Source organism: Sphingobacterium sp. GQ94 (assembly GCF_059758715.1).
In genome coordinates this window covers 139,786-158,359 of record NZ_JCAXEC010000006.1, presented here as the reverse complement: position 1 = coordinate 158,359, position 18,574 = coordinate 139,786, and the positions used below count along the sequence as shown (strand labels likewise).

General features: G+C 37.9%; 12 protein-coding genes. 7 read left to right on the top strand and 5 right to left on the bottom strand.

Annotation, left to right across the window (positions count from 1 at the left end):
* The first annotated feature begins 6 nt into the window (after window positions 1–6).
* The 5 genes from AC6CHH_RS08020 (at window position 7) to AC6CHH_RS08000 (ending at window position 6,813) form a co-directional block, all read left to right on the top strand.
* Window positions 7–1,776, top strand: coding sequence for a RagB/SusD family nutrient uptake outer membrane protein (locus AC6CHH_RS08020; protein ID WP_498281597.1), 1,770 nt, complete (start codon window positions 7–9; stop codon window positions 1,774–1,776).
* 388 nt (window positions 1,777–2,164) lie between these two features.
* On the top strand, window positions 2,165–2,857 hold the full coding sequence (locus AC6CHH_RS08015; RefSeq protein WP_498281595.1) for an ATP-binding cassette domain-containing protein: 693 nt from the start codon (window positions 2,165–2,167) through the stop codon (window positions 2,855–2,857).
* 60 nt (window positions 2,858–2,917) lie between these two features.
* Window positions 2,918–4,252, top strand: coding sequence for a dihydroorotase (locus AC6CHH_RS08010; RefSeq protein ID WP_498281593.1), 1,335 nt, complete (start codon window positions 2,918–2,920; stop codon window positions 4,250–4,252).
* A 7-nt stretch (window positions 4,253–4,259) separates the two neighbouring features.
* Window positions 4,260–5,306, top strand: a complete 1,047-nt coding sequence (locus AC6CHH_RS08005; RefSeq protein ID WP_498281591.1) for a S66 peptidase family protein — start codon at window positions 4,260–4,262, stop codon at window positions 5,304–5,306.
* 1 nt (window position 5,307) lies between these two features.
* Window positions 5,308–6,813: a M14 family zinc carboxypeptidase gene (locus tag AC6CHH_RS08000; RefSeq protein WP_498281589.1), complete on the top strand. Its 1,506-nt coding sequence runs from the start codon at window positions 5,308–5,310 to the stop codon at window positions 6,811–6,813.
* Between the two features lie 164 nt (window positions 6,814–6,977).
* On the opposite strand, the gene AC6CHH_RS07995 is transcribed toward AC6CHH_RS08000, so the two are convergent.
* Window positions 6,978–9,509 (bottom strand): ABC transporter permease, encoded by a 2,532-nt coding sequence (locus AC6CHH_RS07995; RefSeq protein WP_498281587.1) that lies wholly within the window; start codon window positions 9,507–9,509, stop codon window positions 6,978–6,980.
* Complete coding sequence (locus AC6CHH_RS07990) at window positions 9,506–10,177, bottom strand: ABC transporter ATP-binding protein (protein ID WP_498281585.1); 672 nt, start codon at window positions 10,175–10,177, stop codon at window positions 9,506–9,508. Before AC6CHH_RS07990 ends, AC6CHH_RS07995 begins: the two co-directional genes overlap by 4 nt.
* 39 nt (window positions 10,178–10,216) lie before the next feature.
* Here AC6CHH_RS07990 and AC6CHH_RS07985 point away from each other — a divergent pair, with 39 nt between their 5' ends.
* Together AC6CHH_RS07985 and AC6CHH_RS07980 are read left to right on the top strand one after the other, a co-directional pair.
* Window positions 10,217–10,894: an arylesterase gene (locus AC6CHH_RS07985; RefSeq protein ID WP_498281583.1), complete on the top strand. Its 678-nt coding sequence runs from the start codon at window positions 10,217–10,219 to the stop codon at window positions 10,892–10,894.
* 184 nt (window positions 10,895–11,078) lie between these two features.
* The gene (locus tag AC6CHH_RS07980) at window positions 11,079–12,161 is read left to right on the top strand and encodes a DUF3667 domain-containing protein (protein WP_498281581.1); all 1,083 of its coding nucleotides are present in this window, start codon (window positions 11,079–11,081) and stop codon (window positions 12,159–12,161) included.
* Window positions 12,162–12,275: 114 nt separating this feature from the next.
* Here AC6CHH_RS07980 and AC6CHH_RS07975 read toward each other — a convergent pair whose 3' ends face one another.
* The 3 genes from AC6CHH_RS07975 to AC6CHH_RS07965 form a co-directional block, all read right to left on the bottom strand.
* Complete coding sequence (locus AC6CHH_RS07975) at window positions 12,276–13,697, bottom strand: SusD/RagB family nutrient-binding outer membrane lipoprotein (protein ID WP_498281579.1); 1,422 nt, start codon at window positions 13,695–13,697, stop codon at window positions 12,276–12,278.
* 11 nt (window positions 13,698–13,708) lie between these two features.
* A complete protein-coding gene (locus AC6CHH_RS07970; RefSeq protein ID WP_498281577.1) occupies window positions 13,709–16,861 on the bottom strand; it encodes a SusC/RagA family TonB-linked outer membrane protein in 3,153 nt (1,050 codons plus the stop codon).
* Between the two features lie 244 nt (window positions 16,862–17,105).
* Window positions 17,106–18,557, bottom strand: coding sequence for a RagB/SusD family nutrient uptake outer membrane protein (locus AC6CHH_RS07965; RefSeq protein ID WP_498281575.1), 1,452 nt, complete (start codon window positions 18,555–18,557; stop codon window positions 17,106–17,108).
* Window positions 18,558–18,574: the final 17 nt, after the last annotated feature.

Genomic DNA, 18,574 nt, shown 5'->3' with positions numbered 1-18,574 from the left:
AGAATCATGAAAAAAATATTTATACTTACAATAGGCGTTTTAAGCATGTTTACCTCATGCAAGAATGTCCTTGATATTGAGGATTTAAGATCACTTGATGAAGAAAAAGTTTGGAAGGACCCAAATTTGATAAATGCTTATATGGCAAACCTATATACTGTTTTTGGAAATTGGGCAGCTGAGGCGGATGAAAATAGTGAACAATTACTGGGAATTCCATTTCAAGTAAACTCAATTACGCCGACCTCCGGAGGATATAAATCTTGGGATTATACGCAAATCAGAAAGATTAATACCGCCATCCAAAAAATCGGTGAAAGCACAGTGTTGAGTGAAGATCTGAAGAATAAAACAATGGGTGAAGCTTATTTTCTTCGCGCTTTTACCTATTTTGATATGCTCAGAACTCACGGTGGGATTCCTTATATAACTGTTCCTCAACAAGCTGATTCTGATGATTTAAATACGCCAAGAAATTCGACAAAAGAGACTTTTGATCTTTTGGTTAAGGATTTGGATGAGGCTATCAAATTATTACCGCAAACTATTGATAAATCTTCAGACGATTATGGACGTATTGATGGTAATTTTGCTTTGGCTTTTAAAGCAAAAGTTTTATTGTATAAAGCTTCACCTCAATTTAACCCATCTAACCCATTCAGTAATGCGTATTGGGCAGAAGCGCATGCTGCTAATAAAATGGCCTATGAGCAATTGATTGCCAATGGCTTTGCTTTAACGCCTGATTATTCCAATATTACTCTTTTGGAAAGAGGATCAGAGGTCGTGTTTGCTGTAATTAATACATTCCCTAATAAGGTTGCCTCTTGGGATCATATTGTTCGGCCAGGATCGGAGAGCCGTGGTACTGCTGGTGCGGTTCCAAATTGGGGTTTTGTGAAAGAATTTCCGATGAAGGATGGTAAACATTATACTGATCCTACAGGAAAATACCACAAAACAGATGACGAGTTTTTACAATCTTATTGGGAAAATAGAGATCCGCGCTTTGATAAATCCTTTGTTTGGAATGGCAAGTTGTATGAAGTTTCTGGAAAAGCCGGAAAAAGGCAGTATACCAGTTTAGGAATTGCAGATGCCTTAGACAACTTCGGAGTTAATCCCAAAGCCAACGTGAATTCAGAAAATTTAGATCGCTATAGTGGATTCTTCATATTGAAAAACAGTAAACTTTCTTTAAAACAGACGGAAGCTCAGACCCAATATGATGTTGATTTTGTGCTGATGAGATTAGCCGAGGTTATGTTGAATTATGCTGAGACAGCTAATGAAACTGGAGATTTAGGAACAGCTCTTGATTTATTGAAACAAATTAGAAAGCGCGCTGGAATAGAACCGGGAATAGATGGTAATTATGGTCTTGTAGTAGCCAATAAAGCGCAAATGCGAGAGGCTATTTTAGCCGAAAGAAACATTGAACTTTGTTTTGAAGGTCATCGATTCTGGGATTTAAGACGTAATCGTAAGTTACATGTCTTGGATAAATCTACAAAATATGGTGTGGAAGCAATTGCTATTAATGCAAACGGGACAGACATGGATATTAAAAGGGCAAATGAACTGGCCTCTGAATACGAACTGAAGGAACATCAATTTAAATACAGTGTTCTACAGGTTCCAAAAAATGGGGTCAAGGTAAACGTAGTGCCTGATACGTATTATTTCTTCCCGATTTCACAATCTATAATTGATCGGAATCCCAATATCCTACAAAATAAGGATTGGGGCGGGACTTTCAATCCAACAATGGAATAGTTGAGAAATAAATAAGAAAAAATGGGAAGTAGTCAACCAGACTATTTCCCATTTTATTTTTGGCATACCTGAAGAGTTTGTCATTTCATTTAATTCTTGTACATTTATTAATGCCTTTACCAATTAAACACCTTTGGCAATTCTACAAACCAATATTTCTCATTAATGTTGTGCTTTCTGCTGCATTTAGTCTAGGAGAAATTGAAGCATATCCCTATGTGTTTATGAGTTTTGGCTATTTATGTTCCGTTGCAATGGTGCGTTTTTTTGAAGGAAATACTATTTTTCTTTTTTTCAATTTAGGATATAGCAGAGTTCGACTGTTGATGTATACCTTTTTCGCAAATTCAGCCCTATCCCTTCTTTTGTTAATTTTTCAGTGTATGTTATGGAAATAGAAAAGAAAGAACTTTATGTTGACTCGGTTCAATTTCACTACAGTGGAAAACAAGATGTTCTGACAGGTGGATTTATTCAAATGCAAACGGGTGATGTGACTGGTTTATTAGGCAGAAATGGGGCTGGGAAGACAACTTTTATGAAAATTATATTTGGAGCACTAACTGCACAAAATGCCTTCATAAAAGTTAATGGAAGAAAGGTGCGTAGGGCCTTTTCGAGCAAAGAGGTTTGTTATTTGTCTCAAGAAAGGTTTTTGCCTACGGCTTTTACGGTCCGAAAGTCCATCCATTTCATGTTAACCGAGAAGCAAAGTATTGACCAGATTGAAAAGGACGAAATCATTTTACCCATTCTAAAAAACAAAATTGCTGATATTTCAGCAGGGGAACTACGTTATTTAGAAATTTTACTTCTTATAGAGCAAAAAGCTACTTTTATCCTTTTGGATGAACCTTTTTCTGGACTTTCCCCTGTTTTAACCGAAAGAGTGAAGCAAATCATTTTATCAAAAACCTCAACAAAGAGCTTTTTGATTTCTGACCATGACTACATGAATGTACTGGAAATATGTAAGAAAATTTTGCTGCTAGAGAATGGAAGTTGTCGGATGATTCAAAAAAAGGAAGAACTGGAATTATTTTACGTCCCGGAGGGAACTTTTTCCGCTCGAAAGGACTAAATACTGCTCGGAATGACATGCTTAATTTAGTATATTTGTTCATTCAGAAAATCGAAATACATGTCCACAATAGTGATTAAGAATGCCCAAGTTGTAAACGAAGGAAGCATACAAACAAAAGACCTTTTTATTAAGAATGGAAGAATTGAGAAAATTGACGATTCGATTTCCATTTCCGCTGATTTGGAAATAAATGCTGAAGGTTTACACCTATTTCCCGGACTAATTGATGATCAGGTTCATTTTCGTGAACCAGGTTTGACCTATAAAGCCAATATATTTACGGAAAGTAGAGCTGCAGTGGCAGGGGGAACTACCTCATTTATGGAGATGCCCAATACGGTTCCCAACACATTAACACAAAAATTACTACAAGATAAATATGACATTGCTCAGGATTCTTCTTTGGCGAACTACTCTTTTTTTATGGGAGCGGCAAACGATAATCTTTCTCAAGTGCTAAAAACCAACCCAAGAGATGTTTGTGGAATAAAGGTCTTTATGGGATCCTCAACAGGTAATATGTTAGTGGATGATGAAAAAGCTTTGGAGGCAATTTTCAGTCAATCTCCTACTTTAATTGCAACGCATTGTGAGGATGAGGGGACTATTCAAAAGAATTTGGCTGCCTATAAGGAGAAATATGGCGACCAGATCACAATAGAAATGCATCCGTTGATTCGTTCTCAAGAAGCCTGCTATATTTCCTCGTCCAAAGCGATTGAACTAGCAAAAAAACACAACACCCGTTTGCATATTTTACACATTTCTACACAAAAGGAAATTTCCTTATTTGACCATTCAATCCCACTAGTGGATAAAAGAATTACCGCTGAGGCCTGTATTCATCACCTGTGGTTTTCAGACCAGGACTATACAACCAAAGGAAATTTTATTAAATGGAACCCCGCTGTAAAAACAATCCAGGATAGACAAGCGATATTAGAAGGGGTTTTGGATGGACATATTGATGTGATTGCCACCGATCATGCTCCTCATACTTTGGAAGAGAAATTAATGCCATACCTTCAAGCACCCTCTGGAGGGCCACTGGTGCAACATGCCCTACAAGCTTTATTGGATTTAGTAAAACAGGGAAAGCTTACTTTAGAACAAATGGTTGAGAAAACTGCACACAACACAGCGATTTTGTTTCAGATAGAACAACGTGGATTCATCCGCGAGGGATATTGGGCTGATTTGGTGCTGGTTGATTTAAACAAACCATATACCGTTACCAAAGAAAATATACTTTCAAAATGTGGGTGGTCACCTTTTGAAAATCATACTTTTTCATCCACAATTGAACACTCTCTGGTGTCAGGGTCCTTAGCTTATAGTAAAGGGAAGATACTCGAGGCGGGTTCCGGTCATCGCTTACTATTTAACAGGTAAAAGAAACATGAATAAACGTTTATTCTTAAAATCATTGGGCATGGGCTTAGCCTCCATTCCATTATTTGGCAGTACTGAAGCATTTTCGGTAGCCAATCAAATCCAACCTTTACTTAAAGGGAATGTTCTTAAAGTTGGCGATACGATTGGTATAATCACCCCGGCAAGTGCCTTAGGTGACGAGCAGGCCATAACCATTACCATTGAGGTTCTTGAATACTTTGGTTTCAAGGTAAAACAAGGTAAATATATTCGTGAGCGATATGGTAATCTGGCGGGTACTGACGCACAACGATTAGAAGACTTACATGCTATGTTTGCCGATGATGCTGTTCATGGCATCCTCTGTATTCGAGGAGGTTCAGGTGCGTCTCGATTGCTGTCAAAAATTGATTACAACTTAATCAGAAATAATCCAAAAGTTTTGTTGGGTTACAGTGATATTACAGCTTTAATAATGGCCTTTTATGCTAAAACGGGTTTGGTTACCTTTCATGGTCCTGTAGGCACAAGCAATTGGAGTCATTTTGTGGCAAAAACATTTACCGATCAATTTATTGACAACAAACTTGTGACTTTTAGCAACCCTGTGAAAACAGGAGATACCATAGTGCAATATAAAGACCGTATCAGTACGATTCATCCAGGAGTGGCTAAGGGCATACTATTGGGTGGAAACCTAACCTTGATTTCGGGATTATGTGGTTCTCCATATTTACCTGATTTTAAAGATAGCATATTATTTTTGGAGGAGATTAATGAATCTCCTGAAAAAGTTGATCGTATGTTTTGTCAAATGAAAAATGCTGGTATTTTAGATCAAATTAAAGGTTTTGTTTTTGGTAAATGTACGGATTGCTCACCTTCTGGTAGCTATGGTTCCTTGAATCTGGATCAAATTCTGAACGATTACATCAAACCCTTAGGAATTCCGTCATACACAGGAGCAGTCATTGGACATGTAAACGATCAATTTTTGTTACCGGTTGGCGTTATGGTGAAACTGGATGCAGACAAAGGAACAATAGAAATTTTAGAAAAAGCGTTAATATAAAATGAAAGTACTATTTTTTTGCCTTGCGCTTCTTGCCCTAACGAGCTGTAGCGATCCATTTTCAAAGTCTACCTCAAAAAAATCGGGAATCCAGATTGACACCACTCAATGGAATCAGATGCACGAACTTTATAAGGAATCTGCTTTAATGAATAGGCGTTTTAAACATCGTCAGGTAGATTCTTTAGTGGCAATCCATCGAAAAAGTAATCTTTTTCAGATTAGCCAGATTGGCCAATCGGTTCAGGGTCGATCAATTTATGAATTGGAGTATGGAAAAGGAGATAAAAAGGTTATGCTTTGGTCTCAAATGCATGGTGATGAACCAACGGCAACGATGGCCCTATTTGATATTTTTAATTTTCTTGAGGGAAAAGGTGATGGTTTTGATTCCATAAGATCAGTGCTTTTGGCCAATCTAAATTTGCATTTTATTCCTATGCTAAACCCTGATGGCGCCGAAAAATTTAACAGAAGGAATGCGCAAAGCATCGATTTAAATCGAGATGCCCGTGCGAGTCAAACGATAGAAGGGGCGTTGTTGAAATCCCGTGCTAAACACATTAAACCTGGTTATGGTTTTAATTTGCATGATCAAAATATATATTACAATGTTCCGGGGACGAAAAACCCTGTGTCAATTTCCTTATTAGCCCCTGCATATAATCAACAAAGAGAGATTAATGAGGTTCGAAAAGGAGCAATGAAAATCATCGTTGGAATGAATCAAATACTTCAAAAGTATATTCCTGATGCCGTAGCAAAATATGATGATACTTATACTCCACGTGGATTTGGGGATAATTTTCAATCCTGGGGGGCAAGTACGGTGTTAATTGAATCTGGTGGTAAAAAGGGAGACCCAGAAAAACAATACATTCGTAAACTAAATTTTATTATCATCCTGAATGCTTTAATGGAAATTGCTCAGGGCAGCTATAGCGATTATAACGCCCAAAATTATGAGGATATTCCATTTAACGTTAATCAACTCCACGATGTCTTGATTCGGGGCTTGGAGTTCGGTTCCGATTCGATTCCATTAAGAAGTGATGTGGCTATCCGAAGAGGGGAATTCACGATAGGGAATGATTTTTTTGTGCGTGGTCGTATCGAGGATATTGGGGACCTTCAAGAATCGTACGGTTATGATGAATTGCAGGCTGATGGATTACATTTTGCAACGGCAAAGATTTCACCAGATGTTTTTGCGGACGTTAGCTCTTTAACCCCGCAGATTGCTTTTGATTTATTGAAAAAGGGATTTATGGGTGTGAAAGTTCAATCTGTTAAAGCGGATGAAATAAATAGCTTACACAATCTTCCGATCCAGGTTTTTGCATCTAATGATTTTGCGAACACGCCTTACATTGATCTGGGAGGTACTGCTAATTTTTATCTAGCTGATTCTTCCAATCATTTGAAGTATGCAATTTTGAATGGTTATCTGATTGATTTATCAAAGACAGTCAAGGATATTGGCCTATTAAAAAATAGGATACATTAAGCTTTTTATAGTCAAGGTACATCGGATAATGGGCATTAAAAAGCTAACTTTTCTCTACTTTTGGGACATTATTGACATAAGAATACCCATTGCTAATGGCAAATGGGTATTCCTTTAGTATACCTTGGTAAGACATGGGTGGATTTCAAAATGTTTTAGTAAAGTTAATCCTTTCTTAAAGCTTCGAGAGGAGAGCGATTAATGACCGATAAACTATTAATTAAACCAATTACTACTGTCAGCAGTACAACGAAAGACATGAGTAGAAGCATCATTCCCATGGATGGTAAAAATACACTCTTAAAGACCAAAATAGCCAAAAGATAACTTGCAATTAGGGATATAATTATCCCAGTTAATGCAGAGAAGAATCCAAGAAAGAGATACTCACTGAGGGTTATTGCATATATCTGTTTTCTACTTGCCCCCAAGGTCCGTAACAACACATTTTCTCGGGCCCGTTGGAACTTACTGATTCTAACCGATGCAATCAACACAATAATCCCTGTTAGGATACTGAATGCTCCCATAAATTGGATGATAAACCCAATTTTTTCCAGGATTTTTTGAAGGATCTCAAGAATAGCTTTCATATCAATAACCGAAACATTTGGAAAACTAGTAACGATTTTCTGTTGAAACTTGCTGGATGCTAAGGTTGAAGGTACTTTTGTCATCATTAAATAGAACTGAGGAGCCTGATCGATGCTTCCTTTAGCAAATACGACCCTAAAATTGGATTGGAATCTATTCCAATCCACTTGCCTTATGCTGCTGACTTTTGCCGCTATAACTAATCCTTGTACATTGAAGGAAAGGTTATCACCTACTTTTACATTTAAATTTTCTGCATATCCTTTATCCAACGAAACAGAAGCTGTGTCATTTTGAGCTACTTTTGGAACCCATTTTCCAGATGTCAAACTTTCAGAATCTGTTAAAGAATCTCTATAGGTTGCTCTTATTTCGCCACGAAACGCTCTAGATGAAATTTCTTGAGAAGTGTCAGCTAAAACATCCTGTAGCGTAGTGCCATTAATACTTTCCAATTGCATTGTTACAATTGGGACAGATTCCAAAATGGGATACCCTTCAGATCTTGCCAAAGTAATCAGGGAATCCCGCTGGGTCTGCTGGATATCGAACATCAGCATATTTGCCTGACTTTGCTCAGAAGATACGCGAACTCTGTTTATCAATAAATCCTGAACCAAAAACATAGTTGCTATCAATGCTGTTCCTAGTCCTATTGAAACCATTAAAATAATCGTTTGATTATTTGGTCTGTACAAATTCGAGAGCCCCTGTCTCCATAAATACGGCCATTTCTTTGGGAAATATTTCCGAATGCATAGGGTAAGGCCTTTGGCCACCCCATAGAGTAATAAGAACGTTAATCCGACTCCAAGAACAAAAAAAAGAGTTTGGATCCAATCGTTCATTTGAAGTCGTGCAAAACCTGTAATGAATCCAATAATTAGCAGATAAATCCACCAGTTCAGCTTGTCTTTAAATAAATGCTCTTGTTTATCTGTAATGCGAATAGAATTAAGTGGAGAAATATTTCGAACAGTTAATAAGGGTAATAAGGCAAACAATACAGCAATGATAACTCCTAATCCGATGCCTTCAAGGATGGCAAACCAGGAAACTCCTGTAGATAGTGACACCGGTAATATATCTTGCATAACCAGTGGAATCAAATACTGAATCAATGTTCCGAGAACAGCCCCGATAATTCCACCGAGTAGTCCTATGGCTGCGAATTGGATTAAGAAAATAAAGAATGCTTGTTTGGCTGAGGCTCCTAGACAACGCAATACTGCTACAGAGATTAACTTCTCCCTTACATAGATCTGGACTGAACTTGAAACGCCGATACAACCTAACAAGAGCGCAACAAAACCAACTAGTTCCATAAAACTAGCCATATCCTCAAAGGATCTTCCTGTATTCTCTTTTGTGGTTTGTATGGTTGCAGCGCTTAATTGCAAACCCTCAATGCGCTTTTGTAATTTTTTTATTTTTTTATCTATTGCAAAATTCTTAGGGAGCTTAAAATAATAATGATACTCTATGCGGCTTCCTGTTTGTTGAAGACCAGAATTTGCTAATTGTGCTATGGGGACAAAAACAGAAGGAGCCATCGCTCCGGAAATGGACGTTTGTCCTGGTTGCGAAAGGACATTGCCCAGTATTGTGTAGGTGTTATTGCCCAATTGTACGGAATCTCCAACTTTTGAATTGAATTGCAGCAAAAGAGAATTTTCTAGAAACACACCCTGTTTTTTTTCAAAGTCAGAAAAATGATCTAATGGATCGGTTTCGATCTTACCATAAAATGGAAATTTTCCTTCTAGGGCACGCACTTGGACTAATTTAGAACCAGCAGCTTTTGGAAATCGAATCATAGAGAAGAACCTCTCTTCTTTGGCGAAATCCTCACTCAATCTTTTCAGAGAGTCGATGAAATTCAGTGTCTGTTGTGATGGCAATCGCCTGCTTTGCAACGCTAAATCCGCACCAATCAATTCAGCGGCTTGCGTATTAATGTCCTGTTTTAAATTTTTGTTGAAAGAATTCATTGCCACTAGTGCAGCAATTCCTAGTATGATTGAAGAGATAAATAAAAATAACCTAGATCGGTTTTTACGACTATCTCGCCAGGCCATTAAGAGGATCCATTTCCAATTCATCGTATCATTCCTCCTTTAATTGGAATAACCTTTTGGGTTTTTGCAGCAAGATCTAAGTCATGAGTTACAATGACCAAGGTCGTTCCAGATTCTTTATTCAACTGAAAGAGCATATCCTCAATAATTAGACTGGTCTCCGCATCAAGATTTCCAGTTGGTTCATCTGCAAATAGTATTTTTGGTTTATTTGCGAATGCCCGGGCTAAAGAGACGCGCTGTTGTTCGCCGCCAGATAATTGAGAGGGGTAGTGATCTGCACGAGCGCTTAACCCAACTTTTTCCAGTAAATCTATGGCTTGTTGGTGTTTATTTTTCATCCCACGCAACTCCATAGGAACTAATACATTCTCCAGTGCCGTTAGAGTAGGGAGCAATTGGAAATTCTGAAATACAAAACCCACATGTTCATTTCGAATTTGTGCCAGTTTATCCTCGCTCAACCCAGTGAGTTTTATTTCATTTAAGGTAATATCTCCTTGAGAGCTATGATCAAGTCCGGCGCACAAACCCAGTAAAGTCGTCTTACCACTTCCAGAGGGACCAACAATAGCAACGCTAGAACCTTGCTCAATTTCGAAATTGATGTCGTTTAAAACAGGAATTTTAGTACTTCCTATTTGATAATGTTTGAAAACACCTTGTACTTGTAGAATTATAGAGGCTGCCATATCTAATAAATGTATTGATATTTTGATTAATTTAGCTTAATGAATGATATCAAAATATTATTATTGGCAATAATGGCTGTTTTTTTACTTCCATCTTGCAATAGTTCGAATTCTAAGCAGACTGAAAATCCAGATGATCTTCCTTCTACCAATAACACCCAGACCATGAAACGTATTCTATTTTTTGGAAATAGTCTAACCGCCGGACTTGGTTTGGACAATCAATCCGAGGCATTCCCTGCATTGATTCAACAAAAAATAGATTCTTTGGGGCTTCCTTATATTTGTGTAAATGCGGGCCTAAGTGGTGAGACTTCCGCTGCTGGAAAGGAACGAATAGATTGGTTGTTAAAGGATTCACTTGATGTTTTCGTGTTGGAACTAGGAGCTAATGATGGTTTGCGCGGCATTCCCACAGAGGCTACTTTCCGAAATTTGGATGCAATTGTAATTAAAGTGAAGAAGGCTTATCCGAGTTGTAAATTGGTTTTAACTGGAATGATGGTTCCTCCGAGTATGGGAAAACAGTATTTTGAAGACTTTGCGTCTATCTTTCCAAAATTAGCGAAGAAACATAACATGGCTTTGGTTCCTTTTTTATTAGAGGATGTGGCGGGTATTCAAACGTTAAATCAAGCAGATGGTATTCACCCGACAAAGGAAGGTCAGCGTATTCTAGCGGATAATGTTTGGACACATTTAAAGAACATTTTATGAAATAAAGGAAATAAAGGGTCAAGGATACCAAAAATAGATTAGCTCAAAACGAAAATCCATTTTTTGTTATTGGAAAAATTTTGCGTTCTGAAAGAAAAAGCCTAAGACAGAGATATTATTTTTCTTTTTCAACTTCATGCTTTCAATAAAATCTATTATTTTGCACAAAAAACTAACCAAATAGATGAGTCACGGAAAATTAAGACAGGATAAGAAATGCTTAAATTGCGGTCATTTTGTTGAACAGAAATATTGTCCAAATTGTGGACAGGAAAATATAGAAACAAGGCAACCGTTCTATTACCTTTTTACTCATTTTTTTGAAGACTTTACGCATTATGATGGACAGTTTTGGAAGACTATGCGTTATCTTGTATTCAATCCGGGGCGGCTGACGAAAATCTATCTCCTCGGACAGCGGCAATCCTATGTCCCTCCGGTTAAGCTCTACATTTTTATCTCATTTGTCACTTTTTTCATCGCTTCGTTTGTTGGGGTAAATATTCATAAAAATAACTCAAATTCAACTGATATTGGTGTGGATAGTGTCAGACAGCTCATTAATGTTGAACGCACGCTGGAGGCGGCCAATTTAAGCCCTGAAGATTCGATTGTTATTCAAAGGGTTTTGCAAGGACTTCCTGAACCCGATGGAAATCACCAGCAAAAAAAGCCCGAGATTATTGACCTGAACTTGAAAGATGCAAAAATTGCAGATGTAAATTCCTTAGCAGAGTATGATTCGTTAACGGCTGAAAATAAGTCTTTTATAAGAAAAGTGTTAAGGCCTTTTGCTAAGAAATTCTTTGAATTAAAAGAACAAGAGCAAACACTTTCTGAAATAGCGCGGAATTTTTTAATTGTGTTCATGCACACTTTTCCAAAAGCATTGTTTTTCTACCTTCCGGTTTTTGCTTTTTTTCTTTGGGTATTCCACGACAAAAAGAAATGGTGGTATTTTGACCACGGGGTCTTTACACTCCATTATTTCTCCTTTCTTTTATTAATTGTCACTTTCTTTTTGATTATTAATTTGGTTGAGCCCTTACTTCACTCCTCTAGTTGGTTTACTTATTTAAGTACATGGCTGTATGGTATCGCAATGATCTATGCTACGATTTATTTCTTTATTGCACACAGACGTCATTATGGAACCAGAAAAAGAATGAGTATTGCAATTGGAATAGCGGTTTTTGTAGTCAATTCACTTGCATTTTCTATTTTATTGATGATTCTGGTTCTTCTGAGTTTGTTGTTGATGCATTAATTTGTATTTGAATCTGATTTGCTGGTTTGCATCAAGTGAAAATGAATAATCGCAAAACAGGCCGTCCTAAAGATCTTTGGACGGCCTGTTTTATTTTCTTTTTAAGGGATGAATTTATGGTTGATCCCACCAAAGTTTGGTGCTCAAAGGAACCTCAGAAGGTACATTACTTCCATTTTCGGCAATTTCATTTGAAGGATACGCCACCCTACGTATGAACTCATTTCCTAGAACTGAGCCAATAGGCAGTTTGAAATCTTTGTATTTATAATCAAATCGTCTGGCATCATTCCAACTTTCTGAATTCAGGTAGGTTACAATGTATTTCTCTTTGAAAATATCTAACAAAGTTAGATTGTTTGCGCCTTTTGAGATCGCCGTGATGTAGGCCTGAGCCTGCGAATTGCCAACTGTTAATTTTTCCATGTTCGCCTGTACGCCTGCTAAATATGAGGAATAAGCAAGGGTTTTGTTGTTATCTCGAAATGCAGCTTCAGCTTCAATGAATTTGATTTCAGCAAAATTAAGGATGTCCAAGGTAGAGGCATCGCTTGTTAATGGAGAGTTATAACTGATGTAACATTCATCACGAACGGTATTGGCAGCCCCCGTATTCCCTTCACCGTTTCTAGTGCCGACATAGGTATTATGTACCGTTTTTTCAGTGATTTTTGCAATACGAGGATCTTCAATTCCATAGGTTTTTCCATTTAATTGATCAATGAAATTACTGGAGAGCCAACCGCCTAAGACATTGTTTAGGTTACTTCTGGCGATTGAGGCCCAAGGATTAATTCCATCGTAAGTTCCCATGGTCACGTCGTCCGCATTGGAACTTAATGATTTGGCTGTAGCAGCCAAAACAGCCTTAGGATTGTAATTGGCCTTTTTACTGATTTTATTTAAAAGCCTCGCTTGGATACCGTAAGCAAATTTAGTCCATTTTCCAAGATCCCCTTTGAAAAATAAGTCGTTATTCTCTCCCAAACTTTGGGATGCATCAGAACGGTTTAAATTTTCGATGGCCTTATTTACTAAATCTTGCTGCGCTTGATATAACTCTTCCTCGCTATCGTAAGGGATTAAAATCACAGGTTCTTTATAAAAAGCCTGACTATACGGAGCACTTCCCCAGGTATCGGCAACCAATCCAAGTTGATAAGCCATTAACAATTGCGCTACCCCTAAATGCTCATAAGCTGCCGATTCTTCTGATAATTTCATCATGTCATACAAATCCGATAGCGCATAATAAAGGTTGTCCCAAGTGCTTGAATTGTTTGTGATCTGATACGTATCTGTATCCGAACCAGAAGATGGACTTGCCAAATATTGTGTGTAATAATTAGTAAACGAGGCGATTCTATAGTTATTAAATGCTGCCTTATGTGTTGCTGTGGTTAACAGCGCGTTAAGGGGTGGAGTTTGAACAAGATTCGGGTTATCCGTTAGTTCAAAATAATCCTTACAGCTGTTCAATGAAATCAGCCCTAAAGCAAGGATGGATATTTTTCCTATTTTAATTAGATTTTTCATGTTTTTAAAGATTAAAAGCCAAGATTTAAGCTGAATAAGAAACTTCGAACAGCGGGGTAGGTCATACCTGCAAATCCATCAATATTAGAGCCACTAGCAGTAGTTGAGTTTTCAGGATCGTAACCAGAGTATTTGGTCCAAAGTGCTACATTATTACCCACTACCGAAACTTTTGCATGCTGAATAAATTTGTTTTCCAACCACGATTTTGGTAGACTGTAACCCACCGAAACGGATCTCAATCTTACCCATGAAGCGTCCTCAACGAAAAAGTCTGAATTGCCACGGTGATAATTTCTATAATATCCATTACCATAATCAATTCCGGTTTTAGGATCTTTGCCCTGTCCTAACCAAACTTCCTTGGTATTTGTTGATCCATCCGCCAACACACCTTCAAAAACTTTATGATCGTTTCTGTTTTCGGTATACGTTGCCGTTCCAAAGGAAGACATGTAATTTCCTAGTTGGTTGTATCGGTCTTGTCCAACACGTGCATCAATTAAGAATCCGAAAGAAAGATTTTTGTAGTTAAAGCTATTATTCCATCCTGCAATCCAATCCGGTTGTACGTTTCCTAATTTTTTAGGTACCGAGGTTGATTCTAAAACGGGGAATCCGTTACTTCCAATTAAATAAGGACGACTCTCATCCAATTCGGGTGATTTGTCCAATCCTTCAGCTATTTCTTGTTCAGTGTAGTATCTTTTGTAACTTCTTCCAAAAAGGGTTCCGTATGATTCTCCTGGAATTAATTTCATTGACACGGTGGAACTTAGATAACCAGATTCGGAGGCAACTACAATTTCGGATAAATCGTCTCGAATTTCCAATACCTTGTTTCTATTGATGGAAAAGTTTAAATCTGAATTCCATGTGAAATTATCCTTTCTAACAGGAACCGTATTTAGGGTCACCTCAAAACCTCTATTGCGCAGACTTCCTGAATTGATGGATGCAGTTACATAACCTGTCGTAGAGGTTACAGGAACTTGAATAATTAAATCCTTACTTGTTGAGTTATATAGATTTACATCGAATCCAAATCTACTGTCAAAAAACTTCATTTCCAGCCCCAATTCATAGGTATCTGTGAACTCCGGTTTGAGTTTGCTATCACCCAGTAAGGAAGGTCTGGTATACCCGATATACCCAGTTGGGAGATTCGTATACGGCGTATAACCAAAGCTGGTTGAATAAGGCAAGGCATCTTTTCCGATTTGAGCGTAGGATAGACGGAACTTAGCAAAATTGATTGATTCAGGAAGCTCCAAATGATCTGAGAAGACATAACTCAAGGATGCCGATGGGTAAAAGAACGATCTATTGCTTCGCTCTAGGGTAGAGGTGATGTCGTTTCGTCCAGTTAGGGTCAGAAATAAATAGTCTTTGTAGGTTAAGGCAAGTTCTCCGAAGAAACCCATTAAACGTCTTTTCTCATTGTATGTGTTCGTCTTTAAGATGTTGGCATTTCGCAAATCAAACCAATTATAAACCGTTAAGTCTCCGCCTTCAACATCATTTCTTTTTAAGGAGCTATCGAAGACTTCATGACCTAAGCGAAGTGTGGCATTAAGATCGTCAGAAAAATCATGTTTAAAGGTTGTGATAAAGGTGCTATTAAAAGATCTGTAATTGTAGTTATATACATTGTAAAAACCTCTTCCATCTGCACCATCTACTCCATTGTCATACACAATTCTTTCATCAGCCAAACCTTGTGATCCTAGAGCGGTCCATTCCCTGTTATCTCTATAGGTATCGATACCAAAACGATAACTGAAATCTACCCATTTTGCTGGCGAATACATCAGATTGATGCCACCTACTGCACGTAGAACATTGTCTGTATACCGGTTTGTGTTTGCTACATAAATCGGATTATCTGTTTCACCATAGGATTTCATAGTGCCATTTTCGGTAATGTAATCCCGTAAATCATGACGAGGAGACCAATAGATTAATTGTTCTGCATAGCGGTTTGCATTTCCGCGTAGTCCTCCTGAATTGTTTACAGATAGGGAAGCTCCTCCTTTTAATTTTTCATTAATTTCAAAGTTGGTATTAATTCTCCCTTGGTAATTTTTGAAATTTGAGGCAGGAAGTACTCCAGTCTGATTGAGTTGGGACAGAGAGGTTAAGAAATTTATTTTTTCAGTACCCCCTGAAAAGCTCAGTGAGTTTCTATATTGACTACCTGTATCAAAGGCTTCTTTAAAATGATTGTATAATTTATCTGGATGCGTGGGATCTTCTTTTTTAGCGACATCCACTGTAGGTCCAAAGGAAGGCCAGAAATCTTCTGAGTTATATTTACCCATCCATCCTTGGGTATAGGTGTCTTGAATGTCTGGAAACTTATTGACATTTTCGAACCCGACAGAGCCTTGATAATCGATTTTTAACGTTCCATTTTTACCCGATTTAGTCGTAATCATGACCACTCCGTTCGCTCCGCGTAAACCATAAAGTGCCGTCGCGGCTCCTCCTTTTAAAATGTTTATAGTTTCGATGTCATCAGGGTTTATATCCACTGCACGATTACTCATTCCCCGGAGTTCCGCATTTCCGCCTCCAGTGCTTGTGCTGTTATCCATCTGGATTCCATCGATAATGAACAAAGGATTACTGCTTCTTTTGGGGTCGATGGAATTAATACCACGGATCTGGATATTAGCTCCCTGTCCTGGTGCTCCACCTGTTGAACTAATGGTAACTCCTGAAACTTTTCCCTGTAATGCATTAACCACATTGGTTTGTTTATTGACGTTCAGGGTCTCACTATTTACACTTTGGGCACCATAACCGAGAGATTTTTGGCTTCTTTGAATACCCATTGCTGTCACCACAACCTCATCAATTTCACTTTGTTGGTGGTTTAATTGAATTTGCAGGTTTGTGCGACCATTGATGGGTTGCTCATGGGCCCTATACCCTACGGCTGTGATCGACAAAGTTCCGTTTCCAGGAGCGTTAATCGTGAATAAACCATTCTCATTGCTGGAGGTACCTTGTTGGGTTCCTTTTATGAATACAGAAGCACCTGAAATAGGTTTTCCTTCCGTATCGGTAATTTTTCCAGCTATAGAGAGTTGTTGTGCGGATAGCGTTTGCATTGAGCAAACCGAGGCTACCGCAATTGAAATAATGGTTGGTAGAGTCATCTTTAGCTTGATTGGTTATTTGATGACTAATATAACGGAATTATGACAATAGTTCTAGGATAATCGCAAAAAAATGCATAATAATTTTTATTTATCACATTTTAATTAAGTGAAGGTCATGAAAAATGTAATTTTTCTTACGGAAACTATTCATATTAGTAGCGAGGACGATATTTTTTTGATTATAAAAGGATGGGGGTGTGCTTTTTTAAGCATACCCCCATCCTTTTTCTGTTTTTTTTGTTTAATATTCTGGATTTTGTTGTTTCGCTAATTCTGGATTAGCATTCATTTCTATTTCGGGAATGGGAAGAATGGTTTTGTAAAATGTACGATCAATTGATTTGGTTCTGTGAGTCATCGAAACTCCCACATGTTCATCATTGAATGTGATGGTTTTATTGGTTCTGATCATGTCCCAAAAACGTTGACCTTCGCCATACAGCTCTTTGCTTTTTTCATCCAAAATCATGTCTTGGCTTACGTTCAATGCGGTGGCTGGTGGGAGATTAGGTGAACGTTTTCGGATTTGGTTCAAATAATTTGCAGCCTTAAGAGGTTCTGGAGCCGCTTTTTTAAGTGCTGCTTCTGCCGCAATCAAATAAACTTCTGATAAGCGAATGACTTTGATGTTCACTGCTGTGAAATTATCCTTACCATCTCCTGATTTATCAACTGAACCAACATATTTGTAACATGCAGCTTGACGGCTTAATTCATCCGGTGCATAAATTCCCCACCGGACATCTTGCTGATCTTTTCCTAGGCGATCTAAAAAATAGTCAGAGGCAGTGAAGTTTCCTAAAGCATTATTATCTTTACTTCTAAGGTAATAGAAACCTAGTGATGAGGCTCCTAAATCCCCTTGATCCTTACTTAATGCAATTTCAAAAATAGATTCTTTTTCAAATTGACTAGCCCAAGAATTTAACCATTCCGAATTGGAATATAACGAATAAACTTCTGAATTAATGACCTGCTCTGCTGCATGAAGGGCATTCTCATGATCTGCCATGGTTAAGTAAACGCGTGCTTGGAGCGCCTGGTTCGCATAGTAATTAATGTAGCCAGGATCTACTTTCTTTGGTAATAATTCTTCTGCTTGTTTTAAGTCCGTTATAATTTGTTCATAAACTTGCTTCACGGTTGACCTTACCGGTTGAGCGGTTGGTTCAAGCAATTCAGTGATGATGGGTACTCCGAGAGATGTCGCATCCATCGTATATGTCTTTCCGTACAAGCGGACTAAATCAAAATGTATGAGCGCTCGTATTGTAAGTGCCTGTCCCTTAAAGTTTGAAAAATCAAGATCTGTTCCTTCGGCCTCTAATTTCTCAATGCTTTTAATCAGGTTGTTTGCTTGAAGTATAGCGTTGTAACCTTCCGACCAAAAACCAGAATAGTTGTTGTTATTGACTGAATGGTTGTATACATAGAGTGCATCGAGACCACGTCCCTGGGATAATATCGTTAAATCTCCACCTTTGGCGTCTGCATACAGCATAAAATTACGACCATAATAATTAGACCCTCCCAAACTTCGGATTAATCCATTAATCATTACTTTAGCATCTGCTAAATTTTGTATAGTCACGCTTGATTCGGTCGAGTTGGTGGGTAGAACGTCCAGGAAGTTCTTGCAAGAAAATAAAGATAAACTCGCTAAGGCTATGATATATATTGATTTCTTTTTCATGATTTGACTTTAATTAT

What these genes read in the sequence shown, in the direction of transcription:
- AC6CHH_RS07965 (WP_498281575.1), bottom strand. Translation starts at nt 18,557, where the DNA reads ATGAAAAAGAAATCAATATATATCATAGCCTTAGCGAGTTTATCTTTA.
- AC6CHH_RS07970 (WP_498281577.1), bottom strand. Translation starts at nt 16,861, where the DNA reads ATGACTCTACCAACCATTATTTCAATTGCGGTAGCCTCGGTTTGCTCA.
- AC6CHH_RS08010 (WP_498281593.1), top strand. Translation starts at nt 2,918, where the DNA reads ATGTCCACAATAGTGATTAAGAATGCCCAAGTTGTAAACGAAGGAAGC.
- AC6CHH_RS07985 (WP_498281583.1), top strand. Translation starts at nt 10,217, where the DNA reads ATGAATGATATCAAAATATTATTATTGGCAATAATGGCTGTTTTTTTA.
- AC6CHH_RS07990 (WP_498281585.1), bottom strand. Translation starts at nt 10,177, where the DNA reads ATGGCAGCCTCTATAATTCTACAAGTACAAGGTGTTTTCAAACATTAT.
- AC6CHH_RS07975 (WP_498281579.1), bottom strand. Translation starts at nt 13,697, where the DNA reads ATGAAAAATCTAATTAAAATAGGAAAAATATCCATCCTTGCTTTAGGG.
- AC6CHH_RS07980 (WP_498281581.1), top strand. Translation starts at nt 11,079, where the DNA reads ATGAGTCACGGAAAATTAAGACAGGATAAGAAATGCTTAAATTGCGGT.
- AC6CHH_RS08005 (WP_498281591.1), top strand. Translation starts at nt 4,260, where the DNA reads ATGAATAAACGTTTATTCTTAAAATCATTGGGCATGGGCTTAGCCTCC.
- AC6CHH_RS07995 (WP_498281587.1), bottom strand. Translation starts at nt 9,509, where the DNA reads ATGAATTGGAAATGGATCCTCTTAATGGCCTGGCGAGATAGTCGTAAA.
- AC6CHH_RS08020 (WP_498281597.1), top strand. Translation starts at nt 7, where the DNA reads ATGAAAAAAATATTTATACTTACAATAGGCGTTTTAAGCATGTTTACC.
- AC6CHH_RS08015 (WP_498281595.1), top strand. Translation starts at nt 2,165, where the DNA reads ATGGAAATAGAAAAGAAAGAACTTTATGTTGACTCGGTTCAATTTCAC.
- AC6CHH_RS08000 (WP_498281589.1), top strand. Translation starts at nt 5,308, where the DNA reads ATGAAAGTACTATTTTTTTGCCTTGCGCTTCTTGCCCTAACGAGCTGT.